General features: G+C 40.0%; 14 protein-coding genes. 5 read left to right on the forward strand and 9 right to left on the reverse strand.

Annotated elements, in window-relative coordinates; all coding sequences use genetic code 11:
* Window positions 1–176: 176 nt before the first annotated feature.
* From B3317_RS04425 to B3317_RS04445, 5 genes are all read right to left on the reverse strand, one after another.
* On the reverse strand, window positions 177–953 hold the full coding sequence (locus B3317_RS04425) for a Cof-type HAD-IIB family hydrolase (protein ID WP_291109018.1): 777 nt from the start codon (window positions 951–953) through the stop codon (window positions 177–179).
* Window positions 954–1,083: 130 nt separating this feature from the next.
* Window positions 1,084–2,166: a dipeptidase gene (locus B3317_RS04430; protein WP_291109020.1), complete on the reverse strand. Its 1,083-nt coding sequence runs from the start codon at window positions 2,164–2,166 to the stop codon at window positions 1,084–1,086.
* Window positions 2,167–2,176: 10 nt separating this feature from the next.
* A complete protein-coding gene (locus tag B3317_RS04435) occupies window positions 2,177–3,280 on the reverse strand; it encodes a D-TA family PLP-dependent enzyme (protein ID WP_291109022.1) in 1,104 nt (367 codons plus the stop codon).
* Window positions 3,281–3,596: 316 nt separating this feature from the next.
* Window positions 3,597–4,067, reverse strand: a complete 471-nt coding sequence (locus B3317_RS04440; RefSeq protein WP_291109024.1) for a RidA family protein — start codon at window positions 4,065–4,067, stop codon at window positions 3,597–3,599.
* Between the two features lie 28 nt (window positions 4,068–4,095).
* On the reverse strand, window positions 4,096–5,415 hold the full coding sequence (locus tag B3317_RS04445; RefSeq protein ID WP_291109026.1) for a gluconate:H+ symporter: 1,320 nt from the start codon (window positions 5,413–5,415) through the stop codon (window positions 4,096–4,098).
* 157 nt (window positions 5,416–5,572) lie between these two features.
* Between B3317_RS04445 and B3317_RS04450 the strand changes: the two genes are divergently transcribed.
* The 5 genes from B3317_RS04450 to B3317_RS04470 all read left to right on the forward strand — a co-directional run bounded on the left by B3317_RS04450 (window position 5,573) and on the right by B3317_RS04470 (window position 10,974).
* Entirely contained in the window at window positions 5,573–5,815 is a 243-nt protein-coding gene (locus B3317_RS04450; protein WP_291109028.1) for a hypothetical protein, read from the forward strand.
* Between the two features lie 448 nt (window positions 5,816–6,263).
* Window positions 6,264–7,377, forward strand: a protein-coding gene (gene prfB / locus B3317_RS04455; protein WP_291109030.1) for a peptide chain release factor 2 whose coding sequence is annotated in 2 segments (ribosomal slippage) — window positions 6,264–6,326 and window positions 6,328–7,377 — 1,113 coding nt in all. Because the reading frame shifts where the segments join, the coding sequence is not laid out codon by codon here.
* 53 nt (window positions 7,378–7,430) lie between these two features.
* The gene (locus tag B3317_RS04460; RefSeq protein WP_291109032.1) at window positions 7,431–10,193 is read left to right on the forward strand and encodes a S9 family peptidase; all 2,763 of its coding nucleotides are present in this window, start codon (window positions 7,431–7,433) and stop codon (window positions 10,191–10,193) included.
* A 217-nt stretch (window positions 10,194–10,410) separates the two neighbouring features.
* Window positions 10,411–10,707, forward strand: coding sequence for a GNAT family N-acetyltransferase (locus B3317_RS04465; protein WP_291109043.1), 297 nt, complete (start codon window positions 10,411–10,413; stop codon window positions 10,705–10,707).
* A 45-nt stretch (window positions 10,708–10,752) separates the two neighbouring features.
* Window positions 10,753–10,974: a (4Fe-4S)-binding protein gene (locus B3317_RS04470; protein WP_291109034.1), complete on the forward strand. Its 222-nt coding sequence runs from the start codon at window positions 10,753–10,755 to the stop codon at window positions 10,972–10,974.
* Between the two features lie 78 nt (window positions 10,975–11,052).
* On the opposite strand, the gene B3317_RS04475 is transcribed toward B3317_RS04470, so the two are convergent.
* The 4 genes from B3317_RS04475 to B3317_RS04490 all read right to left on the reverse strand — a co-directional run.
* Window positions 11,053–13,713, reverse strand: a complete 2,661-nt coding sequence (locus B3317_RS04475) for a transglutaminase domain-containing protein (protein WP_291109037.1) — start codon at window positions 13,711–13,713, stop codon at window positions 11,053–11,055.
* A gap of 1,236 nt (window positions 13,714–14,949) precedes the next feature.
* Window positions 14,950–15,075, reverse strand: coding sequence for a hypothetical protein (locus B3317_RS04480; RefSeq protein ID WP_291109038.1), 126 nt, complete (start codon window positions 15,073–15,075; stop codon window positions 14,950–14,952).
* Window positions 15,076–15,290: 215 nt separating this feature from the next.
* Window positions 15,291–15,842 (reverse strand): DUF6705 family protein, encoded by a 552-nt coding sequence (locus tag B3317_RS04485; protein ID WP_291109039.1) that lies wholly within the window; start codon window positions 15,840–15,842, stop codon window positions 15,291–15,293.
* A gap of 1 nt (window position 15,843) precedes the next feature.
* Window positions 15,844–16,884, reverse strand: a 1,041-nt coding sequence (locus B3317_RS04490; protein WP_291109041.1) for a hypothetical protein, incomplete at its 5' end; no start/stop codon positions are given.

Here is a 16,884-nt window from a genome sequence, read left to right on the forward strand (position 1 = left end):
ACCACATGGATTATCATACTGATAGCTATATGTATTTCCGAAAACTTTTATCTAAAAAAAATATTTCAAAGAGCTAGGATTTCGCAATATGGATGCTTATTCTGGGTATAGATAAAATAGAATCCAGAATATACACTTTTTAGAATCTTAGTCTTTTATTGAATTGAGTTTTACCTTTATATAATCTCGAAGTGTTGCAAAGCTTTTAATATGCCATCATTATCAACAGAATCTGTTACATAATCTGCTATACTTTTAACCGAGTCATCGGCATTTCCCATCGCTACTCCAATTCCGGCATAACGAAGCATTTCTACATCATTGCCACCGTCGCCGAAAGCGATTGTTTCGCTCGCTGTAAAACCAAAATATTCACCAATCTTATCAATTCCCACCCCCTTATCAATCCCTGTTGATATTACATCTGCAAATGTGGGATACCAACGCATAGCACTACCATTAGGCAAGGATTGCATGACATGTTCTTCTTGTTCTTTTGTAAAGAATGCGGTAAGTTGGAATAATTCTTTATCTCTATAGTATTCCAATGGTTTGGTAGGTATCTCTATAAAATTCAGAAGCTTGAATAAATATTGAACATCTGTATTCACCATATTTACAGATAGCTTATTCTCTTCAACAAATAGACAGGGAAATATATCGATATTTTCCAGATAATCTATAAAAGTCTCTATGTCAGATTGAGGAATGCTTTGTTTGAATATAACCTTATCTTTTCCGGCGAGGCAATAACAGCCATTCATCGTAATATAACCATCAAAGGATACATCTCCTAAATTATTGATTGCTGAGAAGTGCCGACCCGTGGCAACGAACACTTTTATTCCTTTTTTACGAATTTCCTCAATTGCCTTAACAGTGGATTCGGGCATGCAGTGGGTTTTGAAGCTTACTAAGGTACCGTCTATATCAAAAAATATTGCTTTTATCATGAAGTGAATTAATTCCGTTAGATAACTTAGACAAAAGTACAAAATATAAGCAGGATATCCTGTCTGTCTAATAATGAAAGACCTGAATATCAATTTTCAGGTCTTTTATAGATTATAGTTCTCTGTGTGTTTACAGAGCTTTTTTCATAAAGCGAATCCAGTTTCCGGATGCTATTTTCTCAATATCATGACTACTATACCCCCTGTTCTTCAACATCTGTGGGATTTTCTGTAAGTCGGCAATTGTTTTCAGGTCATAAGGACATTGTTCCGTACCGAAAGCGCCATCAAGATCACTTCCTACTGCCGCGTGATCTGTATTTCCTGCTATCTGACAAACCCGGTCTATATTATTTATCATTATTTCCAGATTGCAGTTCATCCCCTCAGGAGTGGAGACGCCACGAACCCAGTTAGGAACCATCATCCATGCATCCAGCGCTATTCCAATAACAGCTCCGCGTTCGATCAGAGCTTTAATCATCTCATCACTGAACTGTCGGTTATGATTCACAAATGCCCGGCAATTGTTATGACTTGCCCAAATGTTTCCTTTATATATTTCCAGTGCATGCCAGAATGCATCATCGTTAAGGTGTGTTGCATCGAGAATCATGCCCAAGCGTTCCATCTCTTTCAGCAATTCTATTCCCATTTGGTTGAGCCGCCCTGAAGAATCTGTGCCATTCGCATATCTTCCGGGACCGTAATGGGCCGGGCCGATAGCTCTCAATCCATAGTTATAAGCTTTTTCTACATAGCTTACATTTATTATTGAATCAGCTCCTTCGAGGCTTAAAATATAACCTATCGGTTTATCGCCATTGGGTTCGTCATTCATCCATAGAGCCAGATGCTTTTCTAAAGACTCTTTGTCTCTTATCATTACCATCTGTCCTTCTTCCTCCATCGCTTTGTACCACGCTAACTGGCCTTGAGTCTGTGCCCAGGCCTGTTCCGGAGAGTGCCAGCCTGCACCCGGCAGAGATCCGTTTTTTTCTATAACACGCCCGATTTGTGTGGCAACGACCAAACCGATATTTCCTTTCCTCAGTTCGGGAAAAGTTGTTGTTGCTCTTGACCTGTCAGGCTTGTCGGTCATACCTGCTTCGCTCTTATTAATTTCTTCGACCGGCCAGCGTAAATCCCTGTTCCATTCCAGGGCATTCATGCTAAGATCGAGGTGTGCATCTACAAAAAATAGTTTAGACATTCTTTAAGGTTTAATAATTTATATAACGGTTTCTTGCTATTATTTTCCACTCGTTTATCTTCTCATTATGGTCTACCACATATGCCTTATCATATAAGGCAACAGTAGGGCATATATGAACCGGAATTCCGTATAAGACTGTTCCTATCCGATATATATTACTGTCAGGAACACTTAATACAAGGTGCTCTTCACTTTGAGCAACAGGTGATGCTTCACTTGCATTAAAAAAATGGACTCTCGGTAATGGATTTTCGGCTGCGACAGACTTATGTCCTAAGTCAACGCATATATGTGTTGAGTCAATAATAGAAATCACCCTGCTGATAACTACTGCTGCATATTTGAAAGGCAAGTCTTCAAGCATATGTTTGTATCCCCAGTCCCAGAATACAAACGTACCCGGACTACACTCGCAATTCTCACGGTGTATATGCATCGGGAATGTCGGCGTTCCGCCCATAACCAGGATGATAGGATAGAGTAGCAAGGGCTTGATTTCCTTATATGTCTTTTCTGCTAAAGCATATGAAATATCGCTGTTTTTGCGGCGTATCTCTATGTCTTCATCGTGTATATGCCCATCATAGCCATGTAACCCTGCAATACGAATCTGAGTCAGAGCTGTAATGGCTTTGACCAGATCTATTGCTTTTTCGGGCTTGATCCCTGTCCTGTTCATCCCAATGTTAAGATCGATGAAGATATCCATTGTGATATTATTTTCTCTGCATAAACCGGAAATGGCTACTGCATTTTCTTGGTTATCGACAAGGCAGGAAAATTTTGTATCGGGATATGCTTTTATCAATTCTATCAGGCGTGCAATTTTGGGACCTACGGGCTGATATGCAAGTAATACATCGGGTGCATTCGCCAATGCCAGCATCTCCGCCTCGGCTATGGTAGCACATTTATATTTGGTGATACCCGATTTCAGCATCATGGCACAAACTTCCCTCATCTTATTTGTTTTCACATGAGGACGGAGTTTATCTGTCCCCCCGGCTATCCGTATTGCCAGATCTATATTCTCCTGAATCCGTTCCGGATATACCACAAGGGCAGGGGAATCAATCTGTTCTATATTGTTTATTTTATACCAATCGGCCATAAATCTTATTTAAATGTAAATTGTTAAAACTTGACATATCTGACACAAAATTAGCTTTTAGCTGATAGCCTTCAGCTATTAGCCTTTCCTCCAAAACCTGACAAACCTGACACATTTTTCACTTTTCTGTTCTGTCAACTTTTATCTCCTTTGCTTAAATCTTAGAGTTCTTGCTTTAAAGTCTTTTTTGTTAAAACTTGACAAAGTTGACAACTTTGACATAATTTTATCTGTAAGCATTTTTATACTGACTTATCAAAGAACTACAAAAAATCCATCTGAAGAAGGAGCTTATATAGTTATAGATAAAGATATATCAGTATAATTCAAACAAAGCTTCTATCTCAACCGGAATATTATCCGGTAAAGAGCCAAAGCCTACAGCGCTTCTGGTTCCTATCCCATTCTCTTCACCCCATACCGAAGCAAAGAGTTCACTACATCCGTTGATGATATACGGATGATATTCAAAATCGGAAGTACAATTTACCATTCCCAATACTTTTATCACCCGTTTCACTTTATTCAGGCTGCCAAGGTTGGTTTTGATCGTAGATAACATTGTTAGTCCGACCTGGCGCGCAGCCAGTTTTCCTTCTTCCTGTGAAAGTTCTCTCCCTATCCGTCCGATAATTAGTGATTTATCGTCTTGCACAGGGCCGTGCCCCGACAAATAGAGATATTTCCCGTCTATAATACATGGCTTGTAAACTCCTTTGGGGGCGGGAGCCGGCGGAAGTGTCAGACCTAATTTTTCAAATTGTTCATCAGCATTGTAAGTACTCATAATTTATTCTTTTAATTATTAATATTTTTTATATGATAAAACTCAGTATCAGTACACCTGTTAATCCGACAACAGAAACAATCGCTTCCATCACCGACCACGATTTGATTGTATCTTTCAGACTCAGGTTGAAGTATTCTTTAAACATCCAGAAGCCGGCATCGTTCACATGCGAAAACATTAAACTGCCTGCACCCAACGACAAGACCATCAGATTCGGGTTCACTCCCGACTGGATAACCAACGGCATAATGACTCCGGCAGCAGTGAGGGCCGCTACTGTAGCAGAACCGACACAGCCTCTTATAATAGCTGCAATCAGCCAGCCCAGAATAAGCGGGTGAACAGGTAATTGCTCCAGATTATTGGCCAGTTCGGTGCTTACACCGCTATCTTCCATTATTTGCTTGAAGATACCTGCTCCGGCAATAATAAGCAATATCATGGCAATATCTTTCACTGCATCGCCATATATATCCATAACGTCTTTGATACCCCTTCCCTGTCGTATTCCCAGCGTATATGTGGCAGCAATAACTGCTATCAGCATAACAAGTGACGGAGCTCCGATAAATGATACAAAGGATTTTATCCCCGTGCTCATATTGGGAAAGCATAGTGGTATAACCGTTACTAATATCAACAGGAATACAGGTAATGTTGCACTGATAAAACTGTTTGCTTTACCCGGTGTTCCAAAATTTCCGGTAGTCTCTTTTTGCTCGAATAGAGTTACAGGACCGGATTTAATATTCTTGAGTGTTTTGGAAAAAACAGGACCCGCGAGAATAATTGCAGGAATGGCTACAACAAGGCCATAAATTAAAGTCATACCTATATCCGCCTTAAACATTGATACTAATGCTACGGGCGAAGGGTGGGGCGGCAGAAATCCGTGCGTCACGGACAATGCCGCCAGCATCGGTAAACCAATATATACAGCAGGCAACTTATATTTATACACTATCGAAAAGATAAGAGGGACAAGGAGTACAAACCCGATTCCGTAAAAAAGAGGAATGCCCACAATAAAGCCTGTTATCATCAGACCCCATTGAATGTGTTTTGTGCCGAAAGCAGCGACCATTACACCGGCTATTTTCTGCGCGGCACCGCTCTCGGCAACCAACTTGCCTAGCATAGCCCCCAATACGATAATCAGGGTGAGGTCTTTCATTATAGCCCCGATACCGTTATTTACCGACGCAGGAAGACTTTCTAACGGAATGCCTAATGTTACCCCGGCAAGAATGGATACTATCAGGAATGACAGAAATGCGTTGACTTTAAAATATGAAATCAGCACGATTAACAGTGCCAGACTTAGGATGATAATGATAAAAGACATTCTTCAAGGTTTTATGTGTTTGATATTCAGAGTATATTAAAACCCTGAATGGGTTCAAATGTGTTTTTCAATATACCAAATGTAGGGAATATCTTTAATAAATCAAGCAAGCAGATGTTAATTAACATCTATGTATTAAGAAGGGGTAATAGTTAAAATGTTTTGGTTGATATATGAAAACGTTGAATTATTATCGACTACACTTCGTTCCGTCAGAATGTTCATTTTGGCATTGCCCAAAACGAACCAAAAGGCTAGCGCTCCGTTCGACCTCACCCCCAGCCCTCTCCAAAGGGAGAGGGAGCCACAACCGCTTTGCCGGCTGAAAGTGACAAACGGGCTATCGCCCCGTCCCTTTCCACGCCGACTGCACCGGACAGGTGCCCGCCTGCGTCACTAATGCGCATCCGCTGACGCCTTAGTAAGCCAAGCCCTTTGATGAATAAATACGCGTCAGCTCGCGCCGTTAGCGTCAAGGACGGGGTACCCGTAGGATTAAAAGACGAAAAAACGGAAACGTGTTTGAGCTTATCTGCCAATTCATATTTTACAACTTTTAGAGCGAGTTTTTCCGTTTCGTCTTTTTTTCCGTTACGGGTCGGCCTTTGAAGCGGGGCGTTAAAGCGTTTTTGGTTCCTTTTGCGGCTTTGGGCAAAAGGAACACAAGCAATCTTTGATTGCGCGTAGTAGAAAAGAATAGAACATTTAAACGAAACTACTGATTCGAATTAAAAAAGAAACATACACGCTATTTTATCCCTTATAAAATACTTATGACTTATAACCCGTAACTTACAACTTATTTTTACCTTTGCATCTTAATTTAGTAATAACTTAAAAGGTAACTTATGATTACATCAGACCAACTCAAAGAAGTGTTGGAACGCGAGGAAGCGTTAAGGAGGCATCTTTGACGTCGATGCGAAAAAAATACAACTCGAAGAGGAAGAATTAAGAACGCACGCTCCCGGTTTTTGGGATGATGCAAAGACTGCGGAAGCCCAGATGAAGATTATCCGCGGGCTCAAAGGCTGGATAGAAGGATACGAAGAAGTAAAAGGTGCAGCCGAAGAATTACAGTTGGCATTCGATTTTCAGAAAGAAGGTGTCACTTCTGAGGAGGAGGTGGACGCGGCATATGATAATGCTGTGAAACTTGTTGAAAACCTGGAACTGAAAAATATGCTTCGCCGCGAAGAAGATAAACTTGGCGCAGTATTGAAAATAAACAGTGGTGCAGGAGGTACCGAAGGACAGGACTGGGCTTCGATGTTGTTCCGCATGTACCAGCGATGGTGCGATTCCAGAGGTTATAAAACGACTGTCACTCACTGGCAGGATGGCGATGAAGCAGGTATCAAAACCGCAACATTGCAGGTCGAAGGCGAGTATGCATATGGTTATCTGAAATCGGAGAACGGCGTGCACCGTCTTGTCCGTGTATCGCCATATAACGCTCAGGGTAAGCGTATGACTTCGTTTGCTTCTGTCTATGTGGTGCCGTTGGTAGATGATACTATCGAGATTGAAGTAAATCAGTCCGATATTACATGGGATACGTTCCGTTCCAGTGGGGCCGGAGGCCAGAACGTAAATAAAGTAGAGACCGGGGTCCGCCTTCATTACAAATACAAAGATCCTGAGACCGGAGAAGAAAAAGAAATCGTAATAGAGAATACCGAAAGCCGTTCCCAGTTCGGAAACAAGGATAATGCGATCCGTTTGCTGAAATCGCAGTTGTACGAAATGGAACTGGAAAGACGTAGCCGCGAACAGTCTAAGATAGAGGCCGGCAAGAAGAAAATAGAATGGGGCTCACAAATCCGCAGCTATGTATTCGACGACCGTCGTGTGAAGGATCACCGGACAAACTATCAGACATCCAATGTGAATGCTGTAATGGATGGCGATCTGGACGATTTTATCAAAGCATATTTAATGGAGTATGGAGAAGAAGCCTGAAAAGGTTTCTTTTTCATTACACAATTATGATATAACCTAAAAAGACCTTAATTATGAAAGCATATCAGATGTGCACTGTTCTGAGTATCGTATTATCGGCAGTACTGCCCGGAGTGGCGCAGAAAAAAGTATTGGATCATTCTGTTTATGATACATGGAAAAGCCTTTCCAATATCGAAATAACAAATGACGGAAAGTATAGCGTTGCCATAGTAAAGGAACAGGAGGGAGATGATTTTCTTCTTATCCGGAACCTGAAAAGCCAAAAGGAACTTGTCTTACCACGTGGTTATACATATACTATTACTCCTGACCAGAAGAATGTAATGGCTCAGATTAAAGCGCCTTACGCTGTAACCCGTCAGGCGAAAATAAAGAAAACGGCCGATGAGAAACTGCCTAAGGACTCTCTGGCAATAATATCCCTCGATAAATTTACCGTATCTAAGATACCGAATGTGAAGAGTTATAAAATAGGCAAAGACTATTCCGATTATGTAGCTTACACATTGGACGATACGATAAAAGTAAAGGATAAGAAAGATGTAAAGGCGTATTCACTTGTTCTCCGGAATCTTTATTCAGCAAAGGAAGATACAATTAAGCATGCGACCGAATATGTATTCAGCCGCAACGGTAAATTTTTTACAACTATACTGAAACCGAATGCCAGAGATACAGTGAATAAGCCGGGAGTATTATTCATCAATCTGGGTAATCTGGATAAAAAAAGAGTTTCGACAGGAAAGACAATATATAAAAGTGTTGCATTGTCGGAGTCCGGAAACAAACTTACGTTCCTTGCTACGGCTGATAGTCTGAAGAAAGAAATCAAAGAGTATGGTCTGTTCTATTTCGATACCACTCTCGATTCAGCCAGACTTATGGCAGATAAAAGTACATCAGGAATACCTGATAAATGGAGTGTGAGTGAAAATTATTCACCTGTTTTCAGTAAAGATGAGAAGCGGTTACTGTTGGGTACTGCGCCCATAAAATTACCCAAAGATACAACCATCCCTGATTTTGAAAAGGCTCAACTCGATCTCTGGCACTGGCAGGAACCTCAGATACAACCGATGCAATTGGTTCAACTGGAAAAGAAAAACAAGCAAACTTATCTCTCATATATAGATTTAAACAATAATAAGTTTTATCAGCTGGCAACAGAGGAAATTCCCGATGTGAATATTTCCGCTGAGAATAACGGGCAATATGCATTAGGAGTTTCTGACCTGAAATATGAAATTGAGCAGCAATGGGATCTTTGGGCAGGCTCAAGGAATGATATCTGGCTTTTCGATTTGATGAGCAATACAAAGAAGCTTATTAAAACCGGATTGAAAGGCCGTATCTATTTCTCTCCCCAAGGAAATTATCTTTTATGGTATGCTCCGGAAGATAAGAAGTACTATGCTTATTCCGCGAAAACAGGACAAGAAGTCTGCCTGACAAATAGCCTTGATGTAAATTTTTGGGATGAGAAAACAGATACACCGATGCTGCCTTATCCATATGGGCCTGCAACATGGATGGAGAATGATGCTGCCGTTCTGGTTTATGACAGATATGATATATGGAAGCTTGATCCTGACGGAATAAAGAAAGCCGAAAATCTGACGAAGGGTATTGGGCGTGAAAAGAAAATCGTACTCCGATATATTAAGACTGATCCGGAGAGCCGCTTTATAAAACCCGATGAAAAATTATTACTGTCTGCTTTTGATGAAACCAGTAAGGAAGCCGGATTTTATGAATGGAATAAATCGAAAGTAGTTCCTGTGGTAATGGGTAAGTATACATATACCACGCCGGTAAAGGCAAAAGGTAAGGATGTGTATTGTTTTACGAAAAGTAATTTCAACACTTCACCCGATTTATATGTAACTGCTGATTTATGGAAGACAGAGACTAAACTGTCGGATATAAATCCACAGATGAAAGAATACAACTGGGGTACGGCTGAACTAATGTCATGGACCATGTTTGATGGTAAGACAACTCAGGGTATTGTATATAAACCCGAAGATTTTGATCCCGCAAAGAAATATCCTGTAATGATTTATTTCTATGAGCAGCATACCGATAATCTTTATCAGTATTTTCCTCCTGCGCCTAGCCGTTCCATCATCAATATTCCGTTTTATTGCAGCAGGGGCTATATTGTATTTACTCCCGACATAGTGTACACAACAGGCCATCCCGGCGAGAGTGCCTATAACGCTATCGTTTCCGGTGCGGAAGAACTGGCTAAGAACCCATGGGTGGATAAAGATAATATGGCTATACAAGGACAAAGCTGGGGAGGCTACCAGACTGCTTACCTGATTACCCGTACCAATATGTTCAAAGCTGCGGGGGCGGGAGCGCCTGTATCCAATATGTTCAGTGCATACGGAGGTATCCGTTGGGATACGGGAATGAGCCGTCAGTTTCAGTATGAGCAGACACAATCGCGTATCGGTGCTACTATGTGGGACGCTCCGGAACTATATAAGGAAAATTCTCCGGTTTTCTTTGCCGATAAAGTGCAGACTCCTTTGCTTATCATGCACAACGATAAGGACGGCGCTGTGCCGTGGTATCAGGGTATCGAATATTTTATGGCTCTCCGCCGTTTACAGAAGCCGGTATGGATGCTTCAATACAATAATGAGGCGCACAATCTGAAAGAGCGGAGAAATACCAAGGATCTGAGCATACGTTTACAGCAGTTTTTCGACCATTATCTGAAAGGCGACCCAATGCCTGTCTGGATGAAAACCGGGGTGCCAGCTACAGAAAAAGGACGGAATTATGGTTTTGGATTGGAATAAAGGGGTGAAAATATATTATCAGAGAAGACAGACTAAGAAGGTCTGTCTTTTTTATGTCTTATTTTTTCGGACAAGCGCGAATCAATCCGCTAATAGTATACGGAATTTGATATTATATATTGCTTATGGCTCATCCTTCACACTCTACAAAGAGATAAACAATATGTGGCAACAGGACGTTTATAAATTAGTTACAAACCAAATAGACTATTCAGCAATGGAAAACTATGAATTAATCAACAATACAGACGGAAACCAATATGAGTTTCATGTGGGAAAATATCTTGCTAAGATAGAATATATAAAAACAAATAACGGCGAAATATACCTCACCCATACTGAAGTTCCTGTTGCACTCGAAGGTCAGGGGATAGGCAGCCGGCTTGTCGAAAAAGTACTTGAAGATATAGAGAAGAATGAGCTACGCCTTATCCCTCTTTGTCCTTTCGTGGCAGGATATATCAAAAAGCATCCGGACTGGAGACGTCTTGTTATGAAAGGCTTCAACGTGTGATTCGGAGGAAATAGTAAGATCAACTAAATATACAAAACTAAAGACATGGAAAAGAAAATCGAATACACCAATGGTGAACTCACCATCATATGGCAACCGCAGCTTTGCCAGCATGCAGGTGTTTGTGTGAGAATGCTGCCCGAGGTATATAATCCTAAAGACAGGCCCTGGGTAAAACCCGGAAATGCGACAACAGAACAATTAATTGCTCAGATAAACAAATGTCCTTCCGGCGCATTAAGCTATAAGCTGAATAATAAAGGTTGAACAGAGCCGACATTAATATCATAACCATAACGGCCATCAAAATGATGGTCGTTAGGTTATAATTGTTTCTTCCTAAGGCTATTTCTTTGTAGCTTTTTCTTCTTCTATTGTTTTAAGTATATTTTCTCCGATGCCAATACGATAACCCTGCGACGAATATAATATGCCTCCGCTTGTTGATAAATAAATCGTCAGAGGAAAATTATTGGAGAATTCTATTTGCAAAGCTCCTGCGACAGAATTAAGCAATACACGGTTATTGTCCGTCATCCATAACGATTGCTTAGGTAGGCCTTTAAACACAGAGGCATCAAATGCCTTGCTTAGTTTATCGTCAGGTACGGCAAATAATATACCACCGTTCCAGTCTTCAATAGCCTGCTGCACGGCCGGCAGATCCTGAAGAATATGCTTGGTCGGCTCTTTGTCAGGATCGGCGAAGCAGATAACCAGACCTTTTTTGTTAGTCAGTTCTTTCAGTGTTTTTTTACTGCCGTCATTCAACGTGACTATAGTGTTCGGGTCTACAATACCTTGTACCTGAATACGTCCTTCCACCTTAGGCAGTTTGATTTCTATGATTCTGGACTCCTTGCCTTTCACTTCTATGTAGCGTGTGTCAATGGTTACAGAACCATCATTTCCCCTGCTGCCTGTCATTATACGGTAATACCCTTCGTCAACGGATATTTTTGCAGGCAGGCTTTTTATCTCGTTCTCATAATCCAGTGTGACAAAATTTCCATTTTCGAAGCGGGCGATTGTAAAATGGGTATAGTATCCCGGTTTTACAATATTATCCTTCGCGCTTGTAAATGTTATGCTCCCTTTTGGCTTTTCCGCGGCTTGTTCTTCAAAAAATACATCTGTCCACAGATTATCTTCTGCTCTGAGATATTGAGGGCGGCTGGTAGCAGGGTCTATACGTGTCAGTATATCCATCGAACGGCATAAGGCGACAAAGAATATATCTCTCGAGTGTTTATCGGAAACTTTTAATTCATATACTCCTTGGGGTGAAACAGGACATTTGAAGTAGTTTTGTTCATTATCCACTTTTATATTGGAGCGGACAAAATCTACGACAGTCTGTATATCGGAACGTGATTTGTTGATAAAATCCTCAGTCAGTACCTTTTTGAAATAACCGCGCCACGGACGGATTAGTTCCAGACTGATTCGGGGTGACAATATATATTGGGCATAACGCTTATGGGAATCAGGGATTTCTCCCGGCCAGGAGCCGGTGACATCCAGATGGTCTGATAAATAATTTGCAGGGGTGTCGCGCAAGTCTTTGTCTTTTAATGATTCTATGAATGGATATAAATATCCGTTGCTTTTCTGAGATTTAAGGAATGCGGATATCTCCTGCCAGTTTCCCTGCGATTTTGATAAATATTCCCAGGTTTTATCAGCATTCAGGTTATTCTCTCCGGCAAATTTGCGGGCATCGGCCTCATTTATAAATGTATTCATATAAGCATTACGAATAGAATCTTCATGGGCAAGACGTTTCGCGTTCTCTGCTATCTTTTCGGCGGATAGTTCTTTTACAGATTGTTCGGCCGGGGCTTCCATAATAATGGACTCTTCAAATTCCCCGCCTTGTTTTTCTTTTAGGGTAACTGTTAATTCCCCGCCATTCGGTGTCGATTTTGCATAGCCGTATATATCGTCTTTATTCGCCCACACGAGTATGTCTCCCATACCGGAAACAATGGACGCGCTACCGTCCTCTTTTGTTATACTTTTAGCAATAGGATAAAATTCTGCATAATTATATACATTAAAGTTTACCGCAGCTCCGGCTACCGGCTTACCGGCTTCGTCCACAACTTTTACTTTTACATCACGGGTAGCAGTATAGTTTCCCAATAGATTGATTACGGAATACAGGCCGGTTTGTACATTTTTTTCTTCAGGGCCATTGTATAAACCGAAGACATTGGTATGTACCATCATTGCCCGCTTTACAGGCGCCGAGAACCAAGCTACATCCAGCTCCGGCTCCGGCTCACAGGCACCGATATAGTGCCACTTTCCATCAACCCATGCTTCAACCCATGCGTGGTTGTCGTCGGTGTGTACCCAACGTGGAGTGTAGCATTGACGGGCAGGAATGCCTACGGCCCGTAAGGCTGCTGTGGTAAATGTGGATTCTTCCCCGCAACGCCCCCAGGAGGTTTTGGCTAAAGCCAGAGGGGAAGATGTGCGTCCGTCCGTTCCTCTGTATGTCACTTTCTCGTGGCACCAGTGATTGACTTCGAGGACTGCTTGTTCCATTGTCAGGTTCTTTACCCGGTCTTTTAATTCTTCGAAAAAGACCTGGCGCGCAGTATCCAGATTTTCATTGTTTACCCGGTAAACCAGTACGAAATGACGGAAAATATCATCAGGTATTTTCTTTCCCCAATCAAAATAGTCACGGGCATTGAATGCGGCGTCTACCTGCCCGAGAAAAAAATCACCGTCATAATCAGCCAGATCGGAGAGCGGCATATAAGCGTACAGAAATTCTAAAGCCTCCCTTTTTTCTATCGGCAAATCTGGCTTGTCGAGTACGGAGAATAGTTGTTCGCTACGACCGGCAGCCAGTTCTTTTCGTTTAAGGAATTGCTCGTGCACTTCTTTTCTGTATTTCTCGTTTTTCAGAAAATGAGGATTCGACTCACTACAGGCACTGATAAAAATCAATATAGAAGTTAGGATAATAGAGTAGATACTTATTCTTTTCATGTCTATTAAAATTATGCTAATCAGGATTTCTAATTAGCTGTTAACGTGCAATTATTTATATATTTATTAACCACATTTAGTTAAAAAGTAACAAAGGTAACACTATTTACAGTCAACAGTTAACAACTTGTATCTCGTATCTTGTTTACTTGTAACTCGTATCTGCCCGCAGGGCGAAGTAACTTGTAACTGTTAAAATGTAACAAAGGTAACAGAAAAATCAGTAAACAGTTAGCCGAAATACAACTTTTTGGCTTCGCCGATTTTGACTCGCCTATACTTTGTCAATCTTTAATTGGCTGATGCCGAACACTGTTTTGCCTCACTCCAATTTGACTTACTGCCTATTACTCATTGCTTTATACTCAAAAGGTAACAAAGGTAACAGAAATATCAGTTAACAGTCAACAGTTATCAGTTAACAACTTGTATCTCGTGTCTTGTCTACTCGCATCTCATATAACTTTCAACTTATTACTCAATACTTACTACTTTTTAAAAAGTAACAACCAACGGTCACAGGAGCGAAGCGTATGTAAAGGTAACAACCTTTTCAACCTTTTTATTCTGTTACCTTTTTGTTGTATAACACCCTTGTTATCTGTGTATATAGATAAAATTATGGTGGCTGGATACAAGTTTACAGCAAATAATTTATTCCTTTGTAATATTCTACCCATAAGAAGAAATTATCTTCATCCTAATAAATAAAAAGAGTAGATTTGCTCCACGAGTGGTCGGAAGATTTTATATTCCTAATATTCAGTCGTATACAGTATTAAAAAAGACAACATCAGTATTGTCATTCTGAATGAAGCGTGAGCGAAATGAAGAATCTCATAGTTAATAAGAATTAATAATTCAACAATCAGCAACGAAACGAGATTCTTCACTCCGTTCAGAATGACAATAGGAAGTAATACTTTGCTAACGCAATATTACTTTTGAGACAGCCCCTTTATTGTTAATATAACTACTTTAATCTTACTCAAAATACATTTTCCGCAATAACTTTGGACTCCAAAATGGATATTTCTTTAAAATATTTCCTTCCGTATATAGCTTTCTTTTCTTTATGTATATATAATCTACAAGCGGTTTATATACAATAATATAAAAAGCTAAAGTAGTCACTAAATATGAACTGCTGTGATATATATAAGAGAAAATAATGACGGGAATAAATCCTAATATTAATGCTGAAAAGTATAATATTTTAACCATTTTATTTATAATTTAGATATTTCCCCCTGCACAAGCTGCAGCAATAGCTACTCCAGTCCAAGGTATAAAGGCGGTTTCTATTGTAAGAAATACACTAGCCCAACCATGATTAGTATAAGCATCATCTATACAATCCATAGTCCTTTGTCCTGCAGACTTTGTCGTCTGTTTAACAAGTGTTCCGTTAAATTTGTTGATTTTGATAGTAAAATATTGATTATTAAAGAGATAATAAAAACTAAAATGATTATTTTTTTCATATCTATCTCATTCTATATTATCAATGAATAATCAGAGCAGAATTTTTGTTTCTGCCCTGATTTATATTCGTTGTTTCTTTATAAAAGTCAATTTCACGGAAACTCAAAATGAGGCGCAGGTTGATTGCTCTGGCTTTTAGTCGACGGCTTCTTTGTAAAAGTCAGTTCTTTAGGGATATCAAAATCTTCTTTAGGTGTATAATTTTCAGTATCTATTAACCTGGTCTTATATAAAGAATACCAATGAGCTGTTGTTCCGTCAGCATCTATATCGAATTTAACTTTCCCGTTTATTCTTTTGCCATTTCCAAATTCACTATAACGAATCTCAAACTTCCGGTCTATACCGCTATAAGATACAGATATAGGATTAGAACCTAATCCTTTTATATCCACGCTTTTTATCACCTTGTTATCTTCCAGATACTTTATCGAACCAAAAATTGCTTCCGTCGTTGTCTTTATTTTTTTAAGATTAAAATATATTGTCCCTTTTACAAAGGTTATTTCATACGATTTATTACCGGATACAGCTACCCATGTACCTTCCAATATTTTGGAATCATAGGACAATTTAGAAATTTCCTGTCCGAAACCGCATAGAGAAATCAAAAAAGTGATTAGAAATATTATTTGCTTTTTCATATTAATTACAATTAGTATATTTTACATTCCCTTTACTGTCTGTTGTCACAATACTGTATTTATTATCTCCCACATCCTTCATCAATGTCAATCCGGAATCCGTTACATTCAAAAGTTTTACCAAATTTTGCATCGAAACAGCGGCGCTGGCCGATGTACTAATCTTATAGACATTTTCATACATAAAAGATAATGCATCTAATTTTTCTTCATTAGCTCCATATGTTTGCCCAAACTCCCTGTATTTTGTCCAATCGGATATATATAGGAAATAAGTACCTTCGCTTGTCACCAGCCCCAACGAAAAAGTGTTCATATTATTTATTCCACTGTTTTTTACAAACCAAACATATGGAACCACCAAATCAGACGGAGAAAAGGTTTTCAGCAGGCCATCGTAGTGCGAATGTATAAACCCGTCTATTTTGGAAATATTTGTAGGATTATAATTGATTTCCGGTTTTCCCGCGCTTCCATTATGGTTAGTAAAAGTGTACTTACCATCTTTATAAGAATACGCCCTGCCTCCTTCGTAATTACTTCCTGTAAGACCCTGTAAATCGGTTATCGCTTTTTTGAAATCCGCCGATAATATTTTATTTGTCATGCTTTTACATGGGTCGGTTGGCTCTTCTATTGCATCTAAAGGTAACGGCGTTAATTTTAGCTTGGGATTATTACCCGTATAGCTACCATTCCCTCCTCCACTGCTAGGTATTGTAGGAGGTGTCGGGGGTGGAGGTGTATTATTGATTCCTATGCCGTTATCTTTATACACCGTTACATAAACTATTTCTGAATGAGTTTTAGGTTCAGTAGTCTTAAATTCGCCGTCAATAATACCTCCTGCTGTTTGTTCCCATGAATACCTGATAGCCATTTGATAAGCCATCATTATCTTTGTCTTCTTCCCCTCGACCGGAGAGTTAATAGTTCCCGTTATTTTTCCTCCCTCGTACATTCGGCCGTTTATAAGCTCGCCATCCAGCGTATAAAAGAATATATAGCCGTCAAAGTCCGAATTCGGGGACAGATAGGTACT

It is taken from the genome of Dysgonomonas sp. UBA7710, assembly GCF_002482385.1.
GTDB lineage: Bacteria > Bacteroidota > Bacteroidia > Bacteroidales > Dysgonomonadaceae > Dysgonomonas.